The sequence below is a fragment of the Bacillus sp. FMQ74 genome (assembly GCF_001875785.1).
Taxonomy (GTDB): Bacteria; Bacillota; Bacilli; order Bacillales; family Bacillaceae; genus Bacillus; species Bacillus stercoris.
This window is the reverse complement of the sequence record NZ_MOEO01000009.1, coordinates 1-21,717: the sequence shown is the minus strand read 5'-3', so window position 1 is coordinate 21,717 and position 21,717 is coordinate 1. Positions and strand designations below refer to the sequence as shown.

Below are 21,717 nucleotides of genomic sequence, written 5' to 3'. Positions count from 1 at the left end.
GTGAACCGATCAAAATAAATAGTAATTATTACGATTTGTTAGTGAGAGGAGTTTTCTGAATGAATGAACATACGCTGCTCCCGAAAAAACCGGAGCGTCTTCAATACTTTGGATCGGTTAGTCCGGCTAAGGGTGAGAAACCTGTAGAAAAAGAGAAAATGAAGGATCTGCAAAATATCAGGAAGGATTATTTTTTTTGACATTCAGCATGTAGGTGTCGCTAATGTGTCCCATCCAGTCACAATCACTTCTGCCATGATGCCTGCCGAGCAAACAACGGCCGCGAACTTTATAATGACTTGTGATTTGCCGAGAAATCAGAAGGGGATTAACATGAGCCGGTTAACAGAGCTGCTGCAAGTCTATCATCAAAACGGCTGGAATCTCTCATTTTCCTCCCTTCAGCAATTTACGAAGGAGCTTGCAGAAAACATGGACTTATCCTCTGCTTCAGTCGAAGTACGGTTTCCATGGTTTTTCGAACGGAAAAGTCCGAAGCTTAAGAAAGCGGGGCTAATGCATGCTGACATATTCATGTCTGTCACGTATCGTGAAGATCAGCCGTTTAAACAGCGTGCCGGCATCTCAGCAAAGGTAACGACTCTGTGCCCCTGCTCCAAGGAAATCAGCGAATACAGTGCCCATAATCAGAGGGGAACGGTCAGCATTTGGGCGGATATTCACCCGGCTGTATCGCTGCCAAGTGATTTTAAAGCTGATTTGCTTCTCTCCGCAGAATCAAATGCCTCTGCGAGACTGCATCCGGTATTGAAGCGGCCAGATGAAAAAGATGTGACAGAAACGGCCTATGAAAACCCGAGATTTGTTGAGGATCTCGCCCGGCTGATTGCTGCGGATTTGTTTGAGCTTGAATGGGTGTCAGCCTTTGATATTGAATGTCGCAATGAAGAATCGATCCATCTCCACGATGCCTATGCGAAGCTGTGTTTTTCGAAGGAAGTGGATAGAATATGAAACTCTCATTATTCATTGTTGCCGTTCTTCTGCCAGCCAGCCTGATGTCAGCCTGCTCCGGTCATGCAGAAGAACACGCAAGTATCAATACAAAGAAAACAGTCGAGCGCATAACGGACGTTCGAAAAACAGCAAAAACAAGCATTGATTGGACAAAGCCTTCGGGCGGAGAATACCCGGATATTAAACAGAAGCATGTCTGGATTGATGTGAATGTGAAGGAGCAGAAGGCTTACATCAAAGAAGGAAGCAACACCATCTATACAATGTTGATCTCTTCTGGTCTTGATCAAACAAAAGATGATGATACGCCAAAGGGCACCTTTTATGTAGAGCCTGAACGGGGAGAATGGTTTTTCTCCGAAGGATACCAGGAAGGCGCAGAATACTGGGTATCATGGAAAAGTCACGGTGAATTTCTATTTCATAGTGTGCCAATGACAAAGGATCAAAAAGTCATCAAAACGGAAGCAGAAAAACTAGGAACGAAAGCATCTCACGGATGTATCAGGCTGACCATTCCAGATGCGAAATGGGTATATGAAAATATCCCTGAACATACAAAAGTGGTGATCAGCTGAATTGAAAGCCATTGACAAAAAGGAAAAAAGACCATACAATTCAAATCGTAACAATTACGTTTTGTGATAAATGGCTTATCATTGGCTGTGCATCTGTGAAAAGCGGAAAGGCTAAGGATCTTGCTGTCATTGATCCCCGTGAAGGGCTCTTGAGTGCTGGAAACGAAACACAAGCCTCTTTCTGATGAGATATTTGCGCTTTCCATCGGTTCAGCAACGCAAGTGGAGCAATTGCCCTATGAAGCTGCGGTTTTCCGATTGTCGGCAAGGATTTGCAATGGGGAAAAGGATTAAACGCGATTGAAGCCTTTGCTGATTTAGAAATCGGGCGGCAGCGAGAAATGTTTTTGGAGCGCGAAAAGCTGCTATACACCATTGTACATACGGCGAAGTATACAATTTAAATCGTAATCATTCTATTTTAATGGAGGCGTTAATATGAAAAAAATTCCGGTTACCGTACTGAGCGGTTATCTAGGTGCGGGAAAAACAACATTGCTGAACAGCATTCTGCAAAATCGTGAAGGCTTGAAAATAGCGGTTATCGTAAACGATATGAGCGAGGTGAACATTGACGCGGGCTTGGTTAAGCAGGAAGGGGGCCTTTCCAGAACAGATGAAAAGCTTGTGGAAATGTCAAACGGCTGCATTTGCTGCACGCTTCGCGAAGACTTATTAATTGAAGTTGAGAAGCTGGCAAAAGACGGACGGTTTGATTATATCGTCATCGAATCGACAGGAATCAGCGAACCGATCCCGGTGGCCCAGACTTTCTCTTATATCGATGAAGAGATGGGAATCGACCTTGCAAAATTCTGTCAGCTGGATACGATGGTGACAGTGGTGGATGCCAACCGTTTTTGGCATGATTATCAGTCAGGCGAAAGCCTTTTGGACCGCAAAGAAGCATTGGGGGAAGAGGACGAAAGAGAAATTGCCGACCTCTTGATCGATCAAATTGAGTTTTGCGATGTACTGATCTTAAATAAATGTGACTTGGTCAGCGAGCAAGAGCTTGAACAGCTTGAAAAAGTTCTTCGTAAACTGCAGCCAAGAGCCAAGTTCATTCGTTCCGTCAAAGGAAATGTAAAACCGCAGGAGATTTTGCATACAGGGTTATTTAACTTCGAGGAAGCGAGCGGATCGGCCGGCTGGATTCAAGAGCTGACGGCAGGCCATGCAGAACACACCCCGGAAACAGTAGAATACGGTATTTCTTCATTTGTATATAAGAGACGTTTGCCGTTTCATTCTACACGTTTTTATCGTTGGCTGGATCAAATGCCGAAGAACGTGGTACGTGCCAAAGGAATCGTCTGGTGCGCATCTCATAACAACCTTGCTTTACTGATGTCGCAAGCAGGTCCGTCGGTTACGATTGAGCCTGTATCATATTGGGTGGCGGCGCTGCCGAAGCTTGAGCAGGAGAAAGTCAAACAGCAGGAGCCGGAAATCCTGGAGGAGTGGGACCCGGAGTTCGGCGACCGCCTAACGCAGCTAGTGTTTATCGGAACTGACCTGGATGAAGAAACGATCACGAAAGAGCTTGATCATTGCCTGCTGACTGAGTATGAATTTGATTCCGACTGGTCGCTGTTTGAAGACCCGTTTAAATGGAAGCTGAATCAATAGAAAAAAAGCCGTCCCCTGGGGAGCGGCTTTTTTAATGAAACGTTTGTTTAAACATAATGAGCGTATTTTTTCTCAAGGATATTCTGAAAGGTTGCGGCAATAGAGCAGATGGCCCAATAAATTAGAGCGGTCAGAATATACATGGTCATGTAATCAAACTCTCTGCCCCCGATGATTTTCGCATGCTGGAGCAATTCCGGCACTGTAATCATCGCAGCGAGAGATGACGCTTTGATTAAGTCGAGCAATACATTGGCAAGCGGAGGCAGCGCAATACGTATCGATTGCGGCAAAATGATGCCCCTCATCGTCTGCCAATAGGAAAGGCCCAGCGAGGATGCGGCTTCCCACTGTCCTTTTTCGACGGATGAAATGGCTGAACGGTTAATTTCCGCAATGTAGGCGGCACTGTTAAGGCTAAAGCCGATTAAAGCAGCCGTGACAGCGGAAAATTCAATGCCGATGTATGGAAATCCAAAATAAAGGATAAACAAAATCACCAAAATCGGAACGCCCCGCATAAATGAGATATAGAGCTTCGCCGGCCATCTTAACAAAGCAAGCTTAGACATTCTGGCGAGTGATATGAACAGGCCGATCACAGTTCCCGCAAACATGCTTACAAAAGAGATGAGCAGTGTATACCCAATGCCTTTTATGACATAAGGAAACGATTCAATGGCCAGCTTCGTGTTGAAAATATATTCCCACTGAATGCTATTGATCATGGCGTCCGATTACAAATCAACGTCCTGAACGTCGGCATCAAGTTTTTTTGATACATCTGCTTTATTGAAGAATTGTTTCGACAGCTTTGTCAAAGTGCCATCCTTGCTCATTTCCTTCAATGTTTCATTCATCTTGTTCTGAAGTGCTGCATTGCTTTTTTTTATGACAAGCGCCTGTTTGTTCGGCATGTACTTGATGTCAGGATGAATTGTAATGTTGAGATCCGGGAATGCTGCGAGTGCGAGTGTCTGCAGGTAATAGTCGTTTAAAATGACATCAGTGCGTCCGTTGGCGACATCTTTTAAATATTGCTCATTCGTCGCATTATCATAAATCACTTCTTTGGCGCCGTATTTTCTCGCGACATCCATGTAGACGGTGGTAGCAGCGCCAGCCGCTTTCTTCCCTTTTAAATCCTTAAGCGTTTTAATCCCTGATAAATCGTCTTTACGGACGATTGCCGTGCCGTATGAATATTTATATGGAGTAGAAAATGCGAACTTCTTCTCGCGGTCCTTCGTCACATCGATGTCATTCGCGGCTGCGTCAACCTGTCCGCTGTTCACCGCTGTCAGCATCCCGTCAATGCCCATCTCCTTGAACTCAACCTTCAGTCCCAGGCGTTTTGCTGCTTCACGAACGACTTCAACCTCGTAGCCCGTCAGCTTATCGGAGCCAGAGTCGGTATCATGATAAGAAGTGGGATAAAGCGTGCCTGATGTAGCGACTACGATTTTCCCTTTACCCTTAATCTGCTCCCAGCCTGTATCCTTGGAATCGGCTTCATTTTTGCCGGAACAGGCTGCCAATATAAGAAAGAAAGCCATTGTGAAACTGAATATAACGGCTTTGGATTGCTTGAATGATTTCACCTATAGTTCCCCCAATCTGTTAATCAACTAAAAAGATAGCATTGAACATAAGGGGTTGCAATATGTTGATGACGTTTTCAAAAAGTTCGAATTGTGTATACAAAAGCGTGTGAGCGTTTAAAAGCGGCTATACAGGGAATCCAGTGACAATAAAGGAGTTGTCCAAGGATGAAAGCACTGACATATCAAGGAAAAGAGCATGTTGAGCTGATCCCAGATCCAGGATGCCATTACACCAGTGGGCCGGGTATTCGTTATTCATCTAATGCCAATGCTGTATGAAATGGTGGAAGAAGCATGAAATCGATCTATCACATAAATTAAGTCTTGCTGATGGCCCTAAGGCATATGATATATTCGTCAAGAAAGAAGATGGAAACATCAAAGTCATATTGAAGAAATATGGGGAGTCAAATGAATATTTATAAACCAGCCGGATTCTGGATTAGATTAGGAGTTTCATTGCTGGATTACATGATTGTCTCGGTGCATCTTTTGCTGCCTGGTTTTGGCGCGGCTACCTTATCGGAAAAAGAATCTGCGGAATCAGAATCGTAAAAAAAGACGGATCACAAGTCAGCCTGTTAACAATGTTTTTACGGGTTATTGTAGCCGGCCTGGTTTACGGTATAACCTTCGGACTCGGCTTGATCGCTAGCTTGATTCTGATTGCTGTACGAGAAGACAAACGAACCCTGCATGATTTAATCGCGGGAACATATGTCACGTTCGCGTCGCCCGATGAAGAAGAACTTTATACTGACGAAGCGATTAGAAAGAGCGAATAATGTTCGCTCTTTTTATTTTTATGCATAAAAAATACAATGCAGCAAAACATATGAAAAATTGGATTGGAGGAATAAACTGGATGAAAAGAATAACCATCAACATCATCACAATGTTCATTGCCGCGGCTGTCATTTCTCTGACCGGTATAGCTGAAGCCGCTGAAAAACAGCAGCAGCCTCCCGCAAATGTTACACTGACAGATCAGCAAAAGAAAGAGATTGAAAAAATGGAAGCAGATATTCTAAAAAAACGCAAAGACGTGATCTCAAAGTATGTACAATATGGCGTACTGCCTAAAGAAAGAGGAGAATATATCAAAAATCACATGGACAAACACTTTGAAATGATGAAACAAAACGGCTTTGTTCCAAAGCCCCATCCCCATCCGCATAAATTTGAAAAAAGACATTAAGACGGTAAGCATCCAATGGGAATTGGGTGCTTTTGCGTTATTTACATGTAGGCAATATTAGCCGAACTGTTCCGCGACTAAGATCCAGTTGATCTGAAACGCGTTTCATAGCCTATGATGGGTTTATCAAATCATTCAGGAGTGATAAACACTATGATCCACCAGCATCCAGAATCTTTTCCGAAACATTTTTTGTGGGGCTCTGCTTCTGCAGCGTACCAGATTGAAGGCGCTTGGAATGAAGATGGCAAAGGCCCTTCTGTTTGGGATGTGTTTACGAAAATACCGGGCAAAACGTTTAAAGGAACCAATGGAGACATTGCGGTTGACCATTATCACCGATATAAAGAAGATGTCGCTCTGATGGCTGAGATGGGATTAAAAGCGTATCGATTTTCCGTCAGCTGGCCGCGGATTTTTCCAAAAGGAAAAGGAGAGATCAATGAAGCAGGTCTAGCGTTTTACGACAACCTGATTGATGAATTGCTTTCTCATGACATCGAGCCGGTTTTGACTTTATATCACTGGGATTTGCCTCAAGCGCTTATGGACGAGTACGGCGGGTTTGAATCAAGAAAAATCATAGAGGATTTTAATCATTACTGTATTACTCTTTATAAACGTTTTGGAGACAGGGTGAAATATTGGGTTACGTTAAACGAACAGAACTACAATACTAATCACGGCTTTATTACAGCCATGCATCCGCCTGGAGTGAAAGACAGAAAACGATTTTACGAAGCAAACCATATAGCGTTCCTGGCTAATGCGAAGGCCATTGAATCTTTTAGGGAATATGTGCCTGAAGGCAAAATAGGTCCAAGCTTTGCTTATTCTCCGGCATATCCTTTATCTAGCCATCCAGAAGACATACTGGCTTTTGAAAATGCTGAAGAGTTTATGAACAATTGGTGGCTTGACATGTATTGCTGGGGAACCTACCCGCAAATTCCTTTCCGCTATTTAGAAAAACAGGGCTGGGCGCCGACAATCAAAGCGGGAGATATGGAGCTGCTTGCCAAAGGGAAGCCTGATTTTGTAGGTGTCAATTATTATCAGACCATCACCTACGAACGAAATCCGCTTGATGGTGTGTCAGAAGGAAAAATGAATACAACAGGCCAAAAGGGGACCAACCAGGAAACAGGGATACCCGGAGTATTTAAAACGAAAAAAAATCCGCATCTGACAACGAGCAACTGGGATTGGACAATTGACCCAATTGGATTGCGTATCGGCCTTCGACGAATTACAAGCCGCTATCAGCTTCCAGTGTTTATCACAGAAAACGGTTTGGGTGAGTTTGATAAGGTTGAAGACGGCACTGTACAGGATGATTATCGAATTGAATATTTGCGTTCGCATCTTGAGCAATGCAGACAAGCCATCAGCGACGGTGTCGATTTGATAGGCTATTGCAGCTGGTCGTTTACTGATCTGTTAAGCTGGCTGAATGGCTACCAAAAAAGATACGGATTTGTATATGTCAATCGCGATGAAGAAAATACACATGATTTAAAACGTTTGAAGAAAAAAAGCTTTTATTGGTATCAGGATGTCATCAAGACGAACGGAGAAAGTTTATAAAGAGTCCCTGAGAGTTATTCTCTCAGGGGTTTTTTCATTACACAGAAACAGCATCAATAATATAAGTGTCGGCGTGCAAATCTGACATTTCAGCCGGCACCGTCCAGCATGTCAATTGATAGTCTCCTTTAGGCAGATCAAAGGACAGTCTTTTAGACATGATGCTTTCAATTTGAATTCCGTTTTCTGTGACATGAAAAGGAACAGTCACTTTTTTTTCGAAGGAGTTTACTGTTTCTGAACTGTTCAGGCGCAAAAGAATAAAGGCCTTTGTATTTCGTTGTGCCTCAAAGGAAATGGCTCCGTCTGCCGCAGCATATCCTTTTTCAATTGCTTCGTTAGTCCAATCCATTACAGGAGGTGTAGAATCCTTTTGAAATACAGTAAATTGATGATATGAAATCGAAAGTTCTTGCGGCTTCCATGATTTGATCAATGTGCTGTTCCTCCTCTATGTACTGTTTACTGAATTGTGAATAAAACCTTTGTGCCGTCTGGGTAATCGGTAAGCTGATGCCCGACCCAAGAGCCTGCTCCGCGGTTGTCAGCGGGAGAAATGTATTCTACAGAAGCTCCCTCACCGCCTTCTTTGCACATGGCCATTGGCCATTCATCTCTGTCATACCCCTTTTTGGAAGGTACGTCCTTTAATGATTGCTCGCGGCGTTCCTCAGCTCCGTCTCTGTCGATAGTGCACACCTCTGAGTGCCCCTCATTTATCGCATCCTTAATATGCTTGGCTGTTTCGGGATAACGGTCAGAAGGGAAGGCGATTGTTTCATCATATTCTTTCGTTTGAGACGTTTTTTGATCAGCTGAGAAAAAGTCTCCTTTTATCAGGCCGACAGCTGCAGCTGCTATGACGACGATGACGAGAAGTATCGTTTTTATGATGTCCGTCGTGATGTTCACCTCCCGCTTTTAAAACTGACACAAGAGTAATCCAGAAAGCATTTGGTGTAAAGGTTTAAATTTTATGTTTTCCGTTCAGTTTATTGCAGAAATCGTAATTTTAGCAGGTCGAAATATTTGTTTTCATTAAAATACGATTGCCAATTTACAATAATGATAGTAAGTCATCAGCCTTTTTCGGCTTGATTAATCATTTTAAATTGGCTTATGATACCGGTAAGCTCCTCAGCTAATTGAGAAAGCGTTTCAGAAGCTGCGGTAATCTCCTCCATTGCAGCAAATTGCTCCTCTGTTAATGCAGCCGCTTGCCGGGTATTTTTAGTAGATTCTTTAATGTCGGCCGTATTGGCTGCAAAGGAATCATTTATTTGATGTGCACTGGCTGAAATGTTTGTTACGGATGCTGATAAATCACTAATCTCGGCGCTGATTTCACCTGTTGCAGTTGCAATTTCCTTAAATGCATCTCTGGTGCGCTGGATCATGGTGACCCCTTCTGCAGCTTCTGTTTTCACATGCTCAACAGATCTTGCAGATTGGTTCATATCATTTTGTATTTCTTTGATCAGTTTTGAAATCTGTCCAGCAGACTGTTGAGACTCTTCCGCTAATTTGCGTACCTCATCGGCAACAACAGCAAAGCCTTTTCCATGTTCACCGGCTCTGGCAGCTTCGATCGCTGCATTCAGCGCAAGCAAGTTTGTCTGATCGGCAATTTGGGTGATGACCGATAAAATTTGCTCAATTTGTTTAGAGCGGCCGTCTAACTGGTGTATGATTTCTCCGCTTTTCTGAATTGACTGGTGAATCGCATCCATTTGCGCCTGTACATTTGCAATTTCCTTTTGCCCAATGTCTGCTTTTGATTGCGCGAGCTGCCCTTTGTCAGCGATAGCGGCAGTATTTGCAGAAATATCCCGGATGTCTGCTGAAGCTTGTTTTAATGAGCTTTCACTGTTTTCAATTCGGGTGATCTGATCTTGGGCTCCATTTGCAATCTGCTGTACAGCTTCTGTAATCTTTTCTGAAGCTTGATTTGTTTCTTCAGCTCCGGCAGAGAGCTGCTGAGAGGCTGATGCAAGCTGAAGGGCTGATTGTTGTACGGTTTGGATGGTATCGTTCAGCTTCAGTCTCATCTTATTATAATAGACGCTTAGTTCTGATAGCTCGTCACCGGTTTTATCTGACACCTCTATTGTCATGTCTCCGTTTCCGGCACTTTCAAACGCGCTTTTTAAAGCGTTCAGCCGCTTATTGATTTTTTTGGTGAAAACCAGGACAAGGATGACTGATACAATAATGACGATAACAAGAACGATAGCGAATTGAGTGAAAAGCGAATGTGTAAGTGATGCTAAAATGTTTTGATTGGCCCCGGTATAAAGCATGCCGATGATGTTTCCGTTTTGATCTTTTAGCGGCATGTATGCCGTCTGATAAGAAGAGCCTGCAACATCTGCTTGTCCGTAGAACCGTTTTCCGTTCTTTAATACAGTGTCAGTAACTTCAGAAGAAGCCTGGGTGCCAACAGCTCTTTCTCCATTCTTCATGACATTGGTTGCAACACGAGTATCGCCTTGGAAAATGGTAATGGTGTCACCTGTTTTTTCGCCAAGCAAATCAACAATGTCTTCATTTCCATTGATTTGTGTTTGCCCTTTATAGAGCTTATTGTTTTTCACCTGCCAGTCCCCTGAAATGGCATCATCAATATAAGCACTGCTTAATGCGAGATCACCTTTCGCTTTTTCAGTTGCCATTTGTTTCATGTTTTCTGTAATTTCCTTAAGCATCACAGTGCCGACTGATGCAGAAAATAAAAGAATCACCACAAAAACCAGGAAAAGAATTTTAGTTCCTAGCTTCATTTTTAGTCGTTTTATCAACATAACTCCTCCTTTTGTGATTAGTAGGTCATATTACTTATCGGGTTTTTGGGTTTAAAGTTTTATTTTAGAAAAAATAAAACCGGCCTGATCTTCAGGCCGGTTGGTGAGGCTATTCAAGGTTCGCGTGGTGGGTGAACATGGTTTCAGAATCGAGATCTTTTTTCTCCATGAGTTTTAAAATTACTGCATCGTAGAATAGCAGCAACGTTTGTTCAAATAATGATCCCATTGGCTGAATGGTTTTATAGCTTCCGTTTGACTGGTCTTTAGGAGAACCAGGCATTCTAATGATCAGGTCTGCTTGTTTTCCGATACTTGATTCCGGATTGATAGTTAAAGTTGCAACAATTCCGTGTAAGCTTTTCGCTTTTGCTGCGGTATGAATCAAGCTCTTTGTCTCGCCTGAGCCTGAGCCGATAATAACTAGATCTCCTTCGGCGAGCGGCGGAGTGAGAACTTCACCGACTATATGGGCGTTAAAGCCCATGTGCATCAATCTCATCGCGAAGGATTTTGCCATCAGGCCAGACCGCCCCGCACCCGCGGTGAAAATTTGATTAGACGAAATAATGTGATCGGCAAGCTGGTCAGCTTCTTCATCAGAAATATAGGCTGCTGAACGGTGTAACTCATTGAGAATTTCCGTTACGTATTCAGTCGTTTTCATCTGATTTATCCTTGGGCAATTAGCTGTTTCATTTTTGAAGCTGTTTCGGCTTTGTCTGCCGCGCTTGTAATTCCGCCTCCAACAATGACAAGGTCAGGCTTTTGTTTAATTACTTCTGGCAGTGTATCAAGTTTGATGCCGCCCGCGATTGCGGTTTTTGCGTTTTTTACGGTATTTTTGATTGTCGTTAATTCTTCGAAAGAGTTTTTGCCCTCTGCTTGAAGATCATAGCCAGTATGGACGCAGATGTAGTCAACACCGAGTGCGTCGATTTCTTTCGCGCGGGATTCGATGTCTTTCACGTTAATCATGTCCACTAGGATTTTCTTCTTTTGTTTTTTGGCTTCTTCTACTGCGCCTTTAATCGTTGCATCGTCTGTAGCCCCTAAAACGGTGATGATGTCAGCGCCCGCTTCCGACGCTTTCATGATTTCGTAGCCCCCGGCATCCATGATTTTCAGGTCTGCAAGAACTTTCAATTGCGGAAATGTGTCTTTTATTTCTTTAACCGCTCTTAGGCCTTCATTAATGACGACCGGTGTTCCGATTTCAACCACGTCGATATATTGCTCCACTTCTTTGACAAGCTCAATGGCTTCTGGGATGTTGACGAGGTCTAATGCAAGCTGTAATTCCATTGTTGATCCACTCCCTTTTTCGAATTATTTTTCATTCTATAGGTTCCCTCTTTTGATGAGAAGTAGGCACTTTGAAGTCAACAAGTTACTTGGAGGATACTGTGAGGAGAGGCAATCAGATTTCTTTCTCTTAGTATTATGAGTGAGTATAATGAAAAAATAGTCTGCAAAAAAGTAAGTAAGTGACGATACGTATCTAACATATAAAAAGGTTACTAAGGGGGGATTTCTTTTGAGCCGGATGGACGGAAAAAGGTTTAATTGTGAGAAGGAATTAACGCTTGCAGTGATTGGCGGTAAATGGAAAATGCTCATTTTGTGGCATTTGGGAAAAGAGGGAACAAAACGGTTCAATGAATTAAAAACATTGATTCCTGATATTACGCAGAAGATCCTCGCGAATCAGCTGAGAGAGCTTGAGCAGGATATGATTGTTCACAGGGAAGTGTATCCGGTTGTCCCGCCGAGGGTTGAATATTCTCTGACCTCGCAAGGAGAAAGCCTCATGCCTATTCTTGATGCCATGTATGAGTGGGGGAAAGGCTATATGGAATTGATTGATATCGACAAAAATGTCATGAAAGAATCGTTGTAAGGCGCTCTTCGCAAGGGTGTCTTTTTTTTTGCCTGTTTTTCGGTTTTTGCGCGGTAAACATATATCATGTAAAGATTGTAAATCGCAGTCAACAATAAATAAGATTGAACGCAGTAATTCGTTTTAAAAATTTTTATTTTTCTGTAAATAATGTTTAGTGGAAATAATTGCGGCATCCCGCAAAAATATCCCTGTAAATAAACTGGAATCTTTCGGCATCCCGCATGAAACTTTTCACCCATTTTTCGGTGATAAAAACATTTTTTTCATTTAAAGTGAACGGTAGCAAGATAAAAAATATTGAAAACAATGAATAAATAGCCAAAATTGTTTCTTATTAGGGTGAGAGTCTTGCGGTCTTTATCCGCTTGTGTTAAACCCCGCAATGCTGACTGACGGCAGCCTGTTTTAATAGCGGTAGATTGGAAGTGATTGGAAGCACTGCTTTTTAAGTGTAGTACTTTGGGCTATTTCGGTTGTTAGTTCATAAGAATTAAAAACTGGTATGGATAAGAAAGAGAAAATGCGTTGCACATGTTCACTGCTTATAAAGATTAGGGGAGGTATGACAATATGGAAATAACTTTTTACCCTTTAACGGATGCACAAAAACGAATTTGGTACACAGAAAAATTTTATCCTCACACGAGCATTTCAAATCTTGCGGGGATTGGTAAGCTGGTTTCAGCTGATGCGATTGATTATGTGCTTGTTGAGCAGGCGATTCAAGAGTTTATTCGCAGAAATGACGCCATGCGCCTTCGGTTGCGGCTAGATGAAAACGGGGAGCCTATTCAATATATTAGCGAGTATCGGCCTGTTGATATAAAACATACTGACACTACTGAAGATCCGAATGCGATAGAGTTTATTTCACAATGGAGCCGGGAGGAAACGAAGAAACCTTTGCCGCTGTACGATTGTGATTTGTTCCGTTTTTCCTTGTTCACCATAAAGGAAAATGAAGTGTGGTTTTACGCAAATGTTCATCACGTGATTTCTGATGGTATCTCCATGAATATTCTCGGGAATGCGATCATGCACATTTATTTAGAATTAGCCAGCGGCTCAGAGACAGAAGAAGGAATCTCGCATTCATTTATCGATCATGTTTTATCTGAACAGGACTATGCTCAATCGAAGCGGTTTGAAAAGGACAAGGCGTTTTGGAACAAGCAATTTGAATCGGTGCCTGAACTTGTTTCCCTGAAACGGAATGCTTCCGCAGGAGGGAGTTTAGATGCTGAGAGGTACTCTAAAGATGTGTCTGAAGCGCTTCATCAACAGATTCTATCGTTTTGTGAGGCAAACAAAGTCAGTGTTCTTTCGGTGTTTCAATCGTTGCTTGCCGCCTATTTGTACAGGGTCAGTGGCCAGAATGATGTTGTGACGGGAACCTTTATGGGCAACCGGACGAATGCGAAAGAGAAGCAGATGTTAGGCATGTTTGTTTCTACGGTTCCGCTTCGGACAAAAATTGACGGCGGGCAAGCGTTTTTAGAATTTGTCAAAGACCGGATGAAGGATCTCATGAAGACACTTCGCCACCAAAAGTATCCGTATAATCTCCTGATCAACGATTTGCGTGAAACAAAGAGCTCTTTGACCAAGCTGTTCACGGTTTCTCTTGAATATCAAGTGATGCAGTGGCAGAAAGAAGAGGATCTTGCCTTTTTGACTGAGCCGATTTTCAGCGGCAGCGGATTAAATGATGTCTCGATTCATGTAAAGGATCGATGGGATACTGGGAAACTCACCATAGATTTTGATTACCGCACTGATTTATTTTCACGTGAAGAAATCAACATGATTTGTGAGCGCATGATTACCATGCTGGAGAACGCGTTAACGCATCCAGAACATACAATTGATGAATTAACGATGATTTCTGAAGCGGAGAAAGAGAAGCTACTTGCGAGGGCTGGCGGTAAATCCGTCAGCTACCGCAAGGACATGACGATCCCGGAGCTGTTCCAAGAAAAGGCTGAGCTGCTTTCAGATCATCCAGCGGTTGTATTTGAGGATCGCACATTGTCCTATCGAACGTTACATGAGCAATCTGCACGCATCGCCAATGTGCTGAAACAAAAAGGGGTTGGCCCGGACAGTCCTGTCGCGGTACTGATTGAACGCTCTGAACGGATGATTACATCTATCATGGGGATTTTAAAAGCCGGTGGAGCCTATGTGCCGATTGATCCCGCTTTTCCTGCTGAGCGGATTCAATATATTTTGGAGGATTGCGGGGCGGACTTCATCCTGACTGAATCGAAGGTTGCGGCGCCTGAAGTCGATGCTGAGCTGATTGACTTAGATCAGGCAATTGCAGAAGGTGCAGAAGAAAGCCTGAATGCAGATGTGGACGCACGGAATCTTGCCTACATTATTTACACATCGGGAACAACCGGACGTCCGAAAGGCGTTATGATCGAGCATCGCCAGGTTCATCACTTGGTTGAATCTCTGCAGCAGACGATTTATCAAAGCGGCTGCCAAACCCTGCGGATGGCATTGCTTGCGCCGTTCCACTTTGATGCGTCGGTGAAGCAGATTTTCGCGTCGCTTCTTTTGGGACAAACCCTTTATATCGTACCGAAGAAAACAGTGACGAACGGGGCCGCCCTTGCTGCGTATTATCGGAGAAATAGCATTGAGGCGACGGATGGTACACCTGCCCATCTGCAAATGCTGATAGCGGCGGGCGATCTTGGCGGACTTAAGCTGAAGCATATGCTGATCGGCGGAGAAGGCCTATCCTCTGTCGTTGCAGATAAACTGCTGAAGCTGTTTAAAGAAACAGGCGCGGCACCGCGTTTGACCAATGTGTACGGGCCGACTGAAACGTGTGTTGACGCCTCTGTTCATCCGGTTATCCCGGAGAGTCCCGTTCAATCAGCGTATGTGCCGATCGGGAAAGCGCTGGGAAATAATCGCTTATATATTTTGGATCAAAAAGGCCGGCTGCAGCCTGAAGGCGTGGCTGGCGAGCTTTATATCGCGGGAGACGGTGTGGGTCGAGGCTATTTGCATTTGCCTGAATTGACGGATGAGAAGTTTTTACAAGATCCGTTCATGCCGGGCGAGCGCATGTACCGAACCGGGGATGTGGTGCGCTGGCTTCCAGATGGAACAATCGAATATTTAGGCAGAGAGGATGACCAGGTCAAAGTCCGCGGCTACCGGATTGAGCTTGGGGAAATTGAAGCTGTGATTCAGCAGGCGCCCGACGTTGCGAAAGCCGTTGTTTTGGCACGCCCTGACGAACAGAGAAATCTTGAGGTTTGCGCATATGTTGTGCAGAAGCCTGGAAGCGAATTTGCACCTGCCAGCCTACGGGAGCAGGCGGCCAGACAGCTTCCTGACTATATGGTGCCGGTTTACTTTACAGACGTGACAGAAATTCCGCTTACGCCAAGCGGCAAAGTCGACCGCCGCAAGCTGTTTGCGCTAGAAGTGAAGGCTGTCAGCAGCACGGCCTATACAGCGCCGCGAAATGAGACTGAAAAAGCAATCGCAGCCATTTGGCAGGATGTGCTGAACGTTGAGAAGGCGGGAATCTTTGACAATTTCTTTGAAACGGGCGGACATTCATTGAAGGCCATGACCCTTTTAACGAAGATTCATAAGGAAACAGGCGCCGAGATTCCGCTTCAATATTTGTTTGAGCATCCGACGATTGCGGCTCTTGCACAGGAAGCCGATCACAGAGAAAGCAAAGCTTTTGCGGTGATTGAACCTGCTGAAAAACAGGAGCATTATCCGCTTTCTCTGGCACAGCAGCGAACATATATCGTCAGCCAGTTCGAGGATGCGGGAGTCGGCTACAACATGCCGGCAGCAGCAATTCTGGAAGGGCCCTTAGATATTCAAAAGCTGGAGCGCGCATTTCAGGGGTTAATCCGACGCCACGAGTCGTTGAGAACATCATTTGTTCTTGAAAACAGCACGCCGAGACAGAACATTCACGACAGCGTTGAATTCAACATTGAGATGATTGAAAGAGGCGGCCGCTCAGATGAGGCAATTATGGCTTCATTCGTTCGGAGATTTGACTTGGCGAAAGCACCGTTGTTCAGAATCGGTTTGCTGGAGCTTGAAGAGAACCGTCATATGCTGCTGTTTGACATGCACCACTTGATTTCTGACGGTGTATCCATTGGCATTATATTGGAGGAATTAGCACGCATTTATAAAGGCGAACAGCTTCCTGAGCTTCGTCTCCAGTATAAGGACTACGCCGTATGGCAAAGCAGGCAGGCTGCTGAAGGGTACAAGAAAGACCAAGCTTATTGGAAGGAAGTCTTTGCAGGCGAACTCCCGGTGCTTCAGCTTCTGTCCGATTACCCGAGACCGCCTGTTCAAAGCTTTGAAGGGGATCGGGTGTCAATCAAGCTGGATGCGGGGGTAAAGGATCGCCTCAATCGTTTGGCTGAACAAAACGGCGCCACTTTGTATATGGTGATGCTTTCCGCTTACTATACGCTTTTGTCAAAGTATACGGGACAGGACGACATCATTGTCGGGACGCCGTCAGCCGGCAGAAACCACTCCGATACAGAGGGCATTGTCGGGATGTTCGTCAATACGCTTGCGATTCGCAGTGAGGTCAAGCAGGATGAGACGTTTACCCAATTGATCTCGCGTGTCCGCAAACGGGTGCTGGATGCCTTTTCTCATCAGGACTATCCGTTTGAGTGGCTTGTTGAAGATTTGAACATCCCGCGTGATGTAAGCAGGCATCCGCTGTTTGACACGATGTTCAGCCTTCAAAACGCGACAGAGGGCATTCCGGCTGTCGGCGATCTGTCCTTGTCTCTTCATGAGACCAATTTCAAGATTGCCAAATTTGATTTGACGGTGCAGGCGAGAGAAACCGATGAAGGCATTGAGCTTGATTTGGATTACAGCACGAAACTATTTAAACAAAGCACGGCAAACAGGCTGCTTACGCATTTTGCGCGTTTGCTTGAAGATGCTGCGGCTGAGCCGGAACAGCGGATTTCCGAGTTTAAGCTTCTTTCTGAAGAGGAGGCTGCTTTGCAAATTCAGCAGTTTAACCCGGGCAGAACACTTTATCCGAAAGACAAAACAATTGTTCAGCTGTTTGAAGAGCAAGCGGTGAAAACACCAGACCATCCGGCGCTTCAATATGAAGGTGAAACACTCACTTATCGTGAGCTGAATGAACGGGCCAATCGTTTAGCCCACGGCATTCTTTCTCTTGGAGCTGGCGAAGGCAGAACTGCGGCTGTCTTATGCGAGCGGTCAATGGAGATGATTGTGTCGATCTTGGCAGTATTAAAATCAGGTTCGGCTTATGTTCCGATTGATCCGGAACACCCGATTCAGCGAATCCAGCATTTCTTCCGTGACAGCGGCGCAAAGGTGCTTCTCACACAGAGGAAATTAAAGACTTTAGCGGAAGAAGCGGAATTTGGCGGCGTTATCGTGCTCGCAGATGAGGAAGAAAGCTATCATGACGAAGCGCGAAATCTCGCACTGCCTCTTGATTCTGCGGCAATGGCCAACCTGACGTATACTTCCGGAACGACAGGAACACCAAAGGGGAATATCGTGACACATGCCAATATTCTCCGTACGGTGAAGAAAACGAATTTTCTCAGCATTACAGAACAGGATACGATTCTCGGACTTTCCAATTACGTGTTTGACGCGTTTATGTTCGATATGTTCGGCTCTTTGTTAAACGGTGCCAAGCTGGTGCTGATACCGAAGGAAACCGTCTTGGATATGGCTCGCCTGTCTCGCGTCATTGAACAAGAGAACATCAGCATTCTCATGATTACAACCGCTTTGTTCCACTTGCTTGTGGACTTGAATCCGGCGTGCTTGTCAACGCTGCGCAAGATTATGTTTGGCGGGGAACGGGCTTCGGTTGAGCATGTCAGAAAAGCTTTGCAAACGGTTGGAAAGGGGAAGCTCCTTCACATGTATGGGCCGTCTGAAAGCACGGTTTTCGCGACGTATCATCCGGTTGATGAGTTAGAGGAGCACACGCTGTCTGTTCCGATTGGTAAACCGGTCAGCAATACGGAAGTATATATTCTTGACCGTACGGGACACGTGCAGCCTGCCGGGATTGCCGGAGAGCTTTGCGTCAGCGGCGAAGGACTCGTGAAAGGCTATTACAACCGTCCAGAGCTGACTGAGGAGAAATTTGTTCCCCATCCGTTTGCATCCGGTGAACGCATGTATAAAACGGGAGACCTTGCCCGATGGCTGCCGAATGGCGACATCGAATTTATCGGGCGAATCGACCATCAGGTGAAGATTCGCGGACAGCGCATCGAGCTTGGAGAAATCGAACATCAGCTGCAAACCCATGATCGTGTTCAGGAGAGTGTTGTGCTTGCTGTTGAACAAGGAGCAGGAGATCAATTGCTTTGCGCTTACTATGTCGGAGAGGGAGACATCTCATCACAGGAGCTGAGAGAGCATGCTGCGAAGGACTTGCCGGCATATATGGTTCCTGCGGTGTTTATCCAAATGGATGAGCTGCCGCTGACAGGGAACGGAAAAATTGACCGGAGAGCGCTGCCGATTCCTGATGCCAACGTTTCAAGAGGTGTTTCATATGTTCCGCCACGCAATGAAACGGAACAAAAAGTCGCAGACATTTGGGCGCAGGTGCTTCAGGCTGAACAAGTTGGTGTTTATGACCACTTCTTTGACATTGGCGGACATTCATTAGCAGGCATGAAGATGCTTGCCTTGGTTCATCAGGAGCTGGGCGTTGAGCTGTCACTCAAGGATCTCTTCCAGTCACCGACGGTTGAGGGCTTAGCACAGGTGATTGCCTCTGCTGAAAAAGGGACAGCCGCCAGTATCAGCCCGGCAGAGAAACAAGATACGTATCCTGTTTCTTCACCGCAAAAACGGATGTATGTCCTTCAGCAGCTTGAAGATGCGCAAACGAGCTATAACATGCCGGCGGTTCTGCGCCTTACAGGTGAGCTTGATATTGAAAGGCTTAACAGCGTCATGCAGCAGTTAATGCAGCGTCATGAAGCCTTGAGAACCACGTTTGAAATAAAAGATGGAGAAACGGTGCAGCGGATCTGGGAAGAGGCTGAGTGTGAGATGGCCTATTTCGAAGCCCCGAAAGAAGAGACAGAGCGGATCGTTTCTGAGTTTATTAAGCCTTTCAAAATCGACCAACTTCCACTGTTCAGAATAGGGCTGATCAAGCATTCAGAAACTGAGCATGTGCTGCTGTTCGATATGCATCACATTATTTCTGACGGTGCGTCTGTCGGTGTGCTGATTGAAGAGCTTTCAAAGCTGTACGACGGAGAAGACCTTGAGCCGCTTCGTATTCAATATAAGGATTATGCTGTGTGGCAGCAGCAGTTTATTCAGTCTGAGCTTTACAAAAAGCAAGAGGAACATTGGCTGAAGGAGTTGAATGGAGAGCTGCCGGTACTGACGCTTCCGACTGATTACAGCCGGCCTGCCGTTCAAACATTTGAGGGAGACCGCATTGCATTTTCATTAGAAGCAGGCAAAGCTGATGCTCTGCGCAGGCTTGCAAAAGAAATGGATTCCACGCTTTACATGGTGCTTCTAGCTTCATACAGTGCGTTTTTATCAAAACTTAGCGGGCAAGACGATATCATCGTCGGTTCACCTGTCGCCGGACGATCTCAAGCGGACGTCAGCCGCGTCATCGGAATGTTCGTCAATACATTGGCGCTGCGCACGTATCCGAAGGGTGAAAAGACGTTTGCCAACTATCTTAACGAAGTGAAAGAAACGGCACTCAGCGCTTTTGATGCGCAGGATTACCCGCTTGAGGACTTGATCGGAAATGTTCAGGTTCAGCGTGACACAAGCAGAAATCCGTTATTCGATGCAGTTTTTTCAATGCAAAATGCGAACATAAAGGATTTAACAATGAAAGGGATTCAGCTTGAGCCGCATCCGTTTGAACGGAAAACAGCCAAGTTTGACCTCACGCTGACGGCTGACGAAACCGACGGCGGGCTTACATTCGTACTCGAATACAATACAGCTCTGTTTAAGCAGAAAACGATTGAACGATGGAAGCAATACTGGATGCAGCTTTTAGATGCTGTTATTGGCAACCCGAACCAGCCGCTTTCCAGCCTGTCACTCGTCACTGAAACAGAAAAACAAGCGCTTCTCGAGGCGTGGAAGGGCAAGACGCTGCCTGTGCCGACAGACAAAACGGTTCATCAGCTATTTGAAGAAACTGCTCAGCGCCACAAAGACCGCCCGGCTGTCACATACAACGGCCAATCTTGGACGTACGGCGAGCTGAATGCGAAGGCAAACCGTCTCGCGCGGATTCTGATGGACTGCGGCATCAGCCCGGATGAGCGCGTCGGCGTTCTCACGAAGCCGTCGCTTGAAATGTCCGCCGCGGTGCTCGGCGTCTTAAAGGCGGGAGCGGCGTTTGTGCCGATTGATCCTGACTACCCTGATCAGCGGATTGAATATATTTTACAGGACAGCGGCACGAAGCTTCTCTTGAAACAGGAAGGCATTTCAGTGCCGGACAGCTATACGGGAGATGTCATTCTTCTCGACGGAAACCGCACGATTCTAAGCCTGCCGCTTGATGAAAACGACGAGGAAAATCCAGAGACCGCTGTAACCGCGGAGAACTTGGCGTACATGATTTACACGTCTGGAACGACCGGACAGCCGAAGGGTGTCATGGTCGAGCACCGTGCGCTTGTGAACCTGTGCTTCTGGCACCACGACGCGTTCAGCATGACAGCGGAGGACCGCAGTGCGAAGTATGCGGGCTTTGGATTCGACGCTTCCATTTGGGAGATGTTCCCGACCTGGACGATCGGCGCCGAGCTTCATGTCATTGATGAAGCGATCCGCCTCGATATCGTCCGCCTAAATGATTACTTCGAAACGAACGGCGTAACGATCACGTTCCTGCCGACACAGCTTGCGGAACAGTTCATGGAGCTTGAGAACACATCACTACGCGTATTGCTCACAGGCGGAGACAAGCTGAAGCGCGCAGTCAAACAGCCATACACACTCGTCAACAACTACGGGCCGACAGAAAACACGGTTGTTGCCACAAGCACGGAAATCCATCCGGAGGAAGGCTCGCTTTCCATCGGACGGGCGATCGCCAATACGAGAGTGTACATTCTTGGCGAAGGCAATCAGGTGCAGCCGGAAGGCGTAGCCGGAGAGCTTTGCGTGGCGGGACGCGGATTGGCGCGAGGCTATCTGAATCGAGAAGACGAAACCGCGAAGCGGTTTGTCGCTGATCCGTTTGTGCCGGGTGAGCGCATGTACCGCACCGGCGACTTGGTGAAGTGGGTGAACGGCGGCATCGAATACATCGGCCGGATCGACCAGCAGGTCAAGGTCCGCGGCTACCGAATCGAGCTTTCAGAAATCGAAGTCCAGCTCGCCCAGCTTTCTG

General features: G+C 45.7%; 14 protein-coding genes and 4 pseudogenes. 11 read left to right on the top strand and 7 right to left on the bottom strand.

Features of this window, described 5'->3' with window-relative positions:
* Positions 1 to 59: 59 nt before the first annotated feature.
* The 5 genes and pseudogenes from folE2 to zinU all read left to right on the top strand — a co-directional run bounded on the left by folE2 (position 60) and on the right by zinU (position 3,188).
* A pseudogene (gene folE2 / locus BLL41_RS16505) lies at positions 60 to 975 on the top strand (GTP cyclohydrolase FolE2).
* Entirely contained in the window at positions 972 to 1,556 is a 585-nt protein-coding gene (locus BLL41_RS16500; RefSeq protein ID WP_071578679.1) for a L,D-transpeptidase, read from the top strand. Before folE2 ends, BLL41_RS16500 begins: the two are co-directional and overlap by 4 nt.
* Positions 1,557 to 1,709: 153 nt before the next feature.
* Entirely contained in the window at positions 1,710 to 1,850 is a 141-nt protein-coding gene (locus BLL41_RS22830; protein WP_177230640.1) for a hypothetical protein, read from the top strand.
* Positions 1,814 to 1,967, top strand: a pseudogene (locus BLL41_RS16495) (hypothetical protein). Before BLL41_RS22830 ends, BLL41_RS16495 begins: the two are co-directional and overlap by 37 nt.
* 27 nt (positions 1,968 to 1,994) lie before the next feature.
* Entirely contained in the window at positions 1,995 to 3,188 is a 1,194-nt protein-coding gene (gene zinU / locus BLL41_RS16490; protein ID WP_071578678.1) for a zinc metallochaperone ZinU, read from the top strand.
* Positions 3,189 to 3,235: 47 nt separating this feature from the next.
* Here the strand turns inward: zinU and BLL41_RS16485 are convergent, their stop codons facing one another.
* Positions 3,236 to 3,916, bottom strand: a complete 681-nt coding sequence (locus tag BLL41_RS16485; protein ID WP_071578677.1) for an amino acid ABC transporter permease — start codon at positions 3,914 to 3,916, stop codon at positions 3,236 to 3,238.
* A gap of 9 nt (positions 3,917 to 3,925) precedes the next feature.
* Positions 3,926 to 4,789 carry a transporter substrate-binding domain-containing protein gene (locus BLL41_RS16480; RefSeq protein ID WP_083428057.1) on the bottom strand — a complete coding sequence of 288 codons (864 nt, stop codon included), beginning with the start codon at positions 4,787 to 4,789 and terminating at the stop codon, positions 3,926 to 3,928.
* 238 nt (positions 4,790 to 5,027) lie between these two features.
* Here BLL41_RS16480 and BLL41_RS23350 point away from each other — a divergent pair.
* From BLL41_RS23350 to bglC, 4 genes and pseudogenes are all read left to right on the top strand, one after another.
* Positions 5,028 to 5,217: pseudogene (locus BLL41_RS23350) on the top strand (hypothetical protein); the annotation flags it as partial.
* Positions 5,204 to 5,577, top strand: a pseudogene (locus BLL41_RS16470) (RDD family protein). The pseudogenes BLL41_RS23350 and BLL41_RS16470, both read left to right, overlap by 14 nt.
* Before the next feature lie 80 nt (positions 5,578 to 5,657).
* Positions 5,658 to 5,990, top strand: coding sequence for a YckD family protein (locus tag BLL41_RS16465; RefSeq protein WP_071578807.1), 333 nt, complete (start codon positions 5,658 to 5,660; stop codon positions 5,988 to 5,990).
* Positions 5,991 to 6,143: 153 nt separating this feature from the next.
* Complete coding sequence (gene bglC / locus BLL41_RS16460; RefSeq protein WP_071578676.1) at positions 6,144 to 7,577, top strand: 6-phospho-beta-glucosidase; 1,434 nt, start codon at positions 6,144 to 6,146, stop codon at positions 7,575 to 7,577.
* A gap of 37 nt (positions 7,578 to 7,614) precedes the next feature.
* Here the strand turns inward: bglC and nin are convergent, their stop codons facing one another.
* The 5 genes from nin to hxlA form a co-directional block, all read right to left on the bottom strand.
* The gene (gene nin, locus BLL41_RS16455; protein ID WP_071578675.1) at positions 7,615 to 8,013 is read right to left on the bottom strand and encodes a DNA-entry nuclease inhibitor; all 399 of its coding nucleotides are present in this window, start codon (positions 8,011 to 8,013) and stop codon (positions 7,615 to 7,617) included.
* A 26-nt stretch (positions 8,014 to 8,039) separates the two neighbouring features.
* The gene (nucA, locus tag BLL41_RS16450; RefSeq protein WP_071578674.1) at positions 8,040 to 8,489 is read right to left on the bottom strand and encodes a DNA-entry nuclease; all 450 of its coding nucleotides are present in this window, start codon (positions 8,487 to 8,489) and stop codon (positions 8,040 to 8,042) included.
* Between the two features lie 167 nt (positions 8,490 to 8,656).
* Positions 8,657 to 10,378, bottom strand: a complete 1,722-nt coding sequence (gene tlpC / locus BLL41_RS16445) for a methyl-accepting chemotaxis protein TlpC (protein WP_071578673.1) — start codon at positions 10,376 to 10,378, stop codon at positions 8,657 to 8,659.
* Between the two features lie 109 nt (positions 10,379 to 10,487).
* Positions 10,488 to 11,045 (bottom strand): 6-phospho-3-hexuloisomerase, encoded by a 558-nt coding sequence (gene hxlB / locus BLL41_RS16440; protein ID WP_071578672.1) that lies wholly within the window; start codon positions 11,043 to 11,045, stop codon positions 10,488 to 10,490.
* Between the two features lie 5 nt (positions 11,046 to 11,050).
* Complete coding sequence (gene hxlA / locus BLL41_RS16435) at positions 11,051 to 11,683, bottom strand: 3-hexulose-6-phosphate synthase (protein ID WP_071578671.1); 633 nt, start codon at positions 11,681 to 11,683, stop codon at positions 11,051 to 11,053.
* A 232-nt stretch (positions 11,684 to 11,915) separates the two neighbouring features.
* Here hxlA and hxlR point away from each other — a divergent pair, with 232 nt between their 5' ends.
* Positions 11,916 to 12,278, top strand: a complete 363-nt coding sequence (gene hxlR, locus BLL41_RS16430) for a transcriptional activator HxlR (RefSeq protein WP_071578670.1) — start codon at positions 11,916 to 11,918, stop codon at positions 12,276 to 12,278.
* Between the two features lie 573 nt (positions 12,279 to 12,851).
* A partial coding sequence (gene srfAA, locus BLL41_RS16420; RefSeq protein WP_071578669.1) for a surfactin non-ribosomal peptide synthetase SrfAA occupies positions 12,852 to 21,717 on the top strand: 8,866 nt, incomplete at its 3' end.

Coding starts and splice junctions, on each gene's coding strand:
- BLL41_RS16485 (WP_071578677.1), bottom strand. CDS start 3,916: ATGATCAATAGCATTCAGTGGGAATATATTTTCAACACGAAGCTGGCC.
- zinU (WP_071578678.1), top strand. CDS start 1,995: ATGAAAAAAATTCCGGTTACCGTACTGAGCGGTTATCTAGGTGCGGGA.
- hxlA (WP_071578671.1), bottom strand. CDS start 11,683: ATGGAATTACAGCTTGCATTAGACCTCGTCAACATCCCAGAAGCCATT.
- BLL41_RS16500 (WP_071578679.1), top strand. CDS start 972: ATGAAACTCTCATTATTCATTGTTGCCGTTCTTCTGCCAGCCAGCCTG.
- hxlB (WP_071578672.1), bottom strand. CDS start 11,045: ATGAAAACGACTGAATACGTAACGGAAATTCTCAATGAGTTACACCGT.
- tlpC (WP_071578673.1), bottom strand. CDS start 10,378: ATGTTGATAAAACGACTAAAAATGAAGCTAGGAACTAAAATTCTTTTC.
- bglC (WP_071578676.1), top strand. CDS start 6,144: ATGATCCACCAGCATCCAGAATCTTTTCCGAAACATTTTTTGTGGGGC.
- BLL41_RS16465 (WP_071578807.1), top strand. CDS start 5,658: ATGAAAAGAATAACCATCAACATCATCACAATGTTCATTGCCGCGGCT.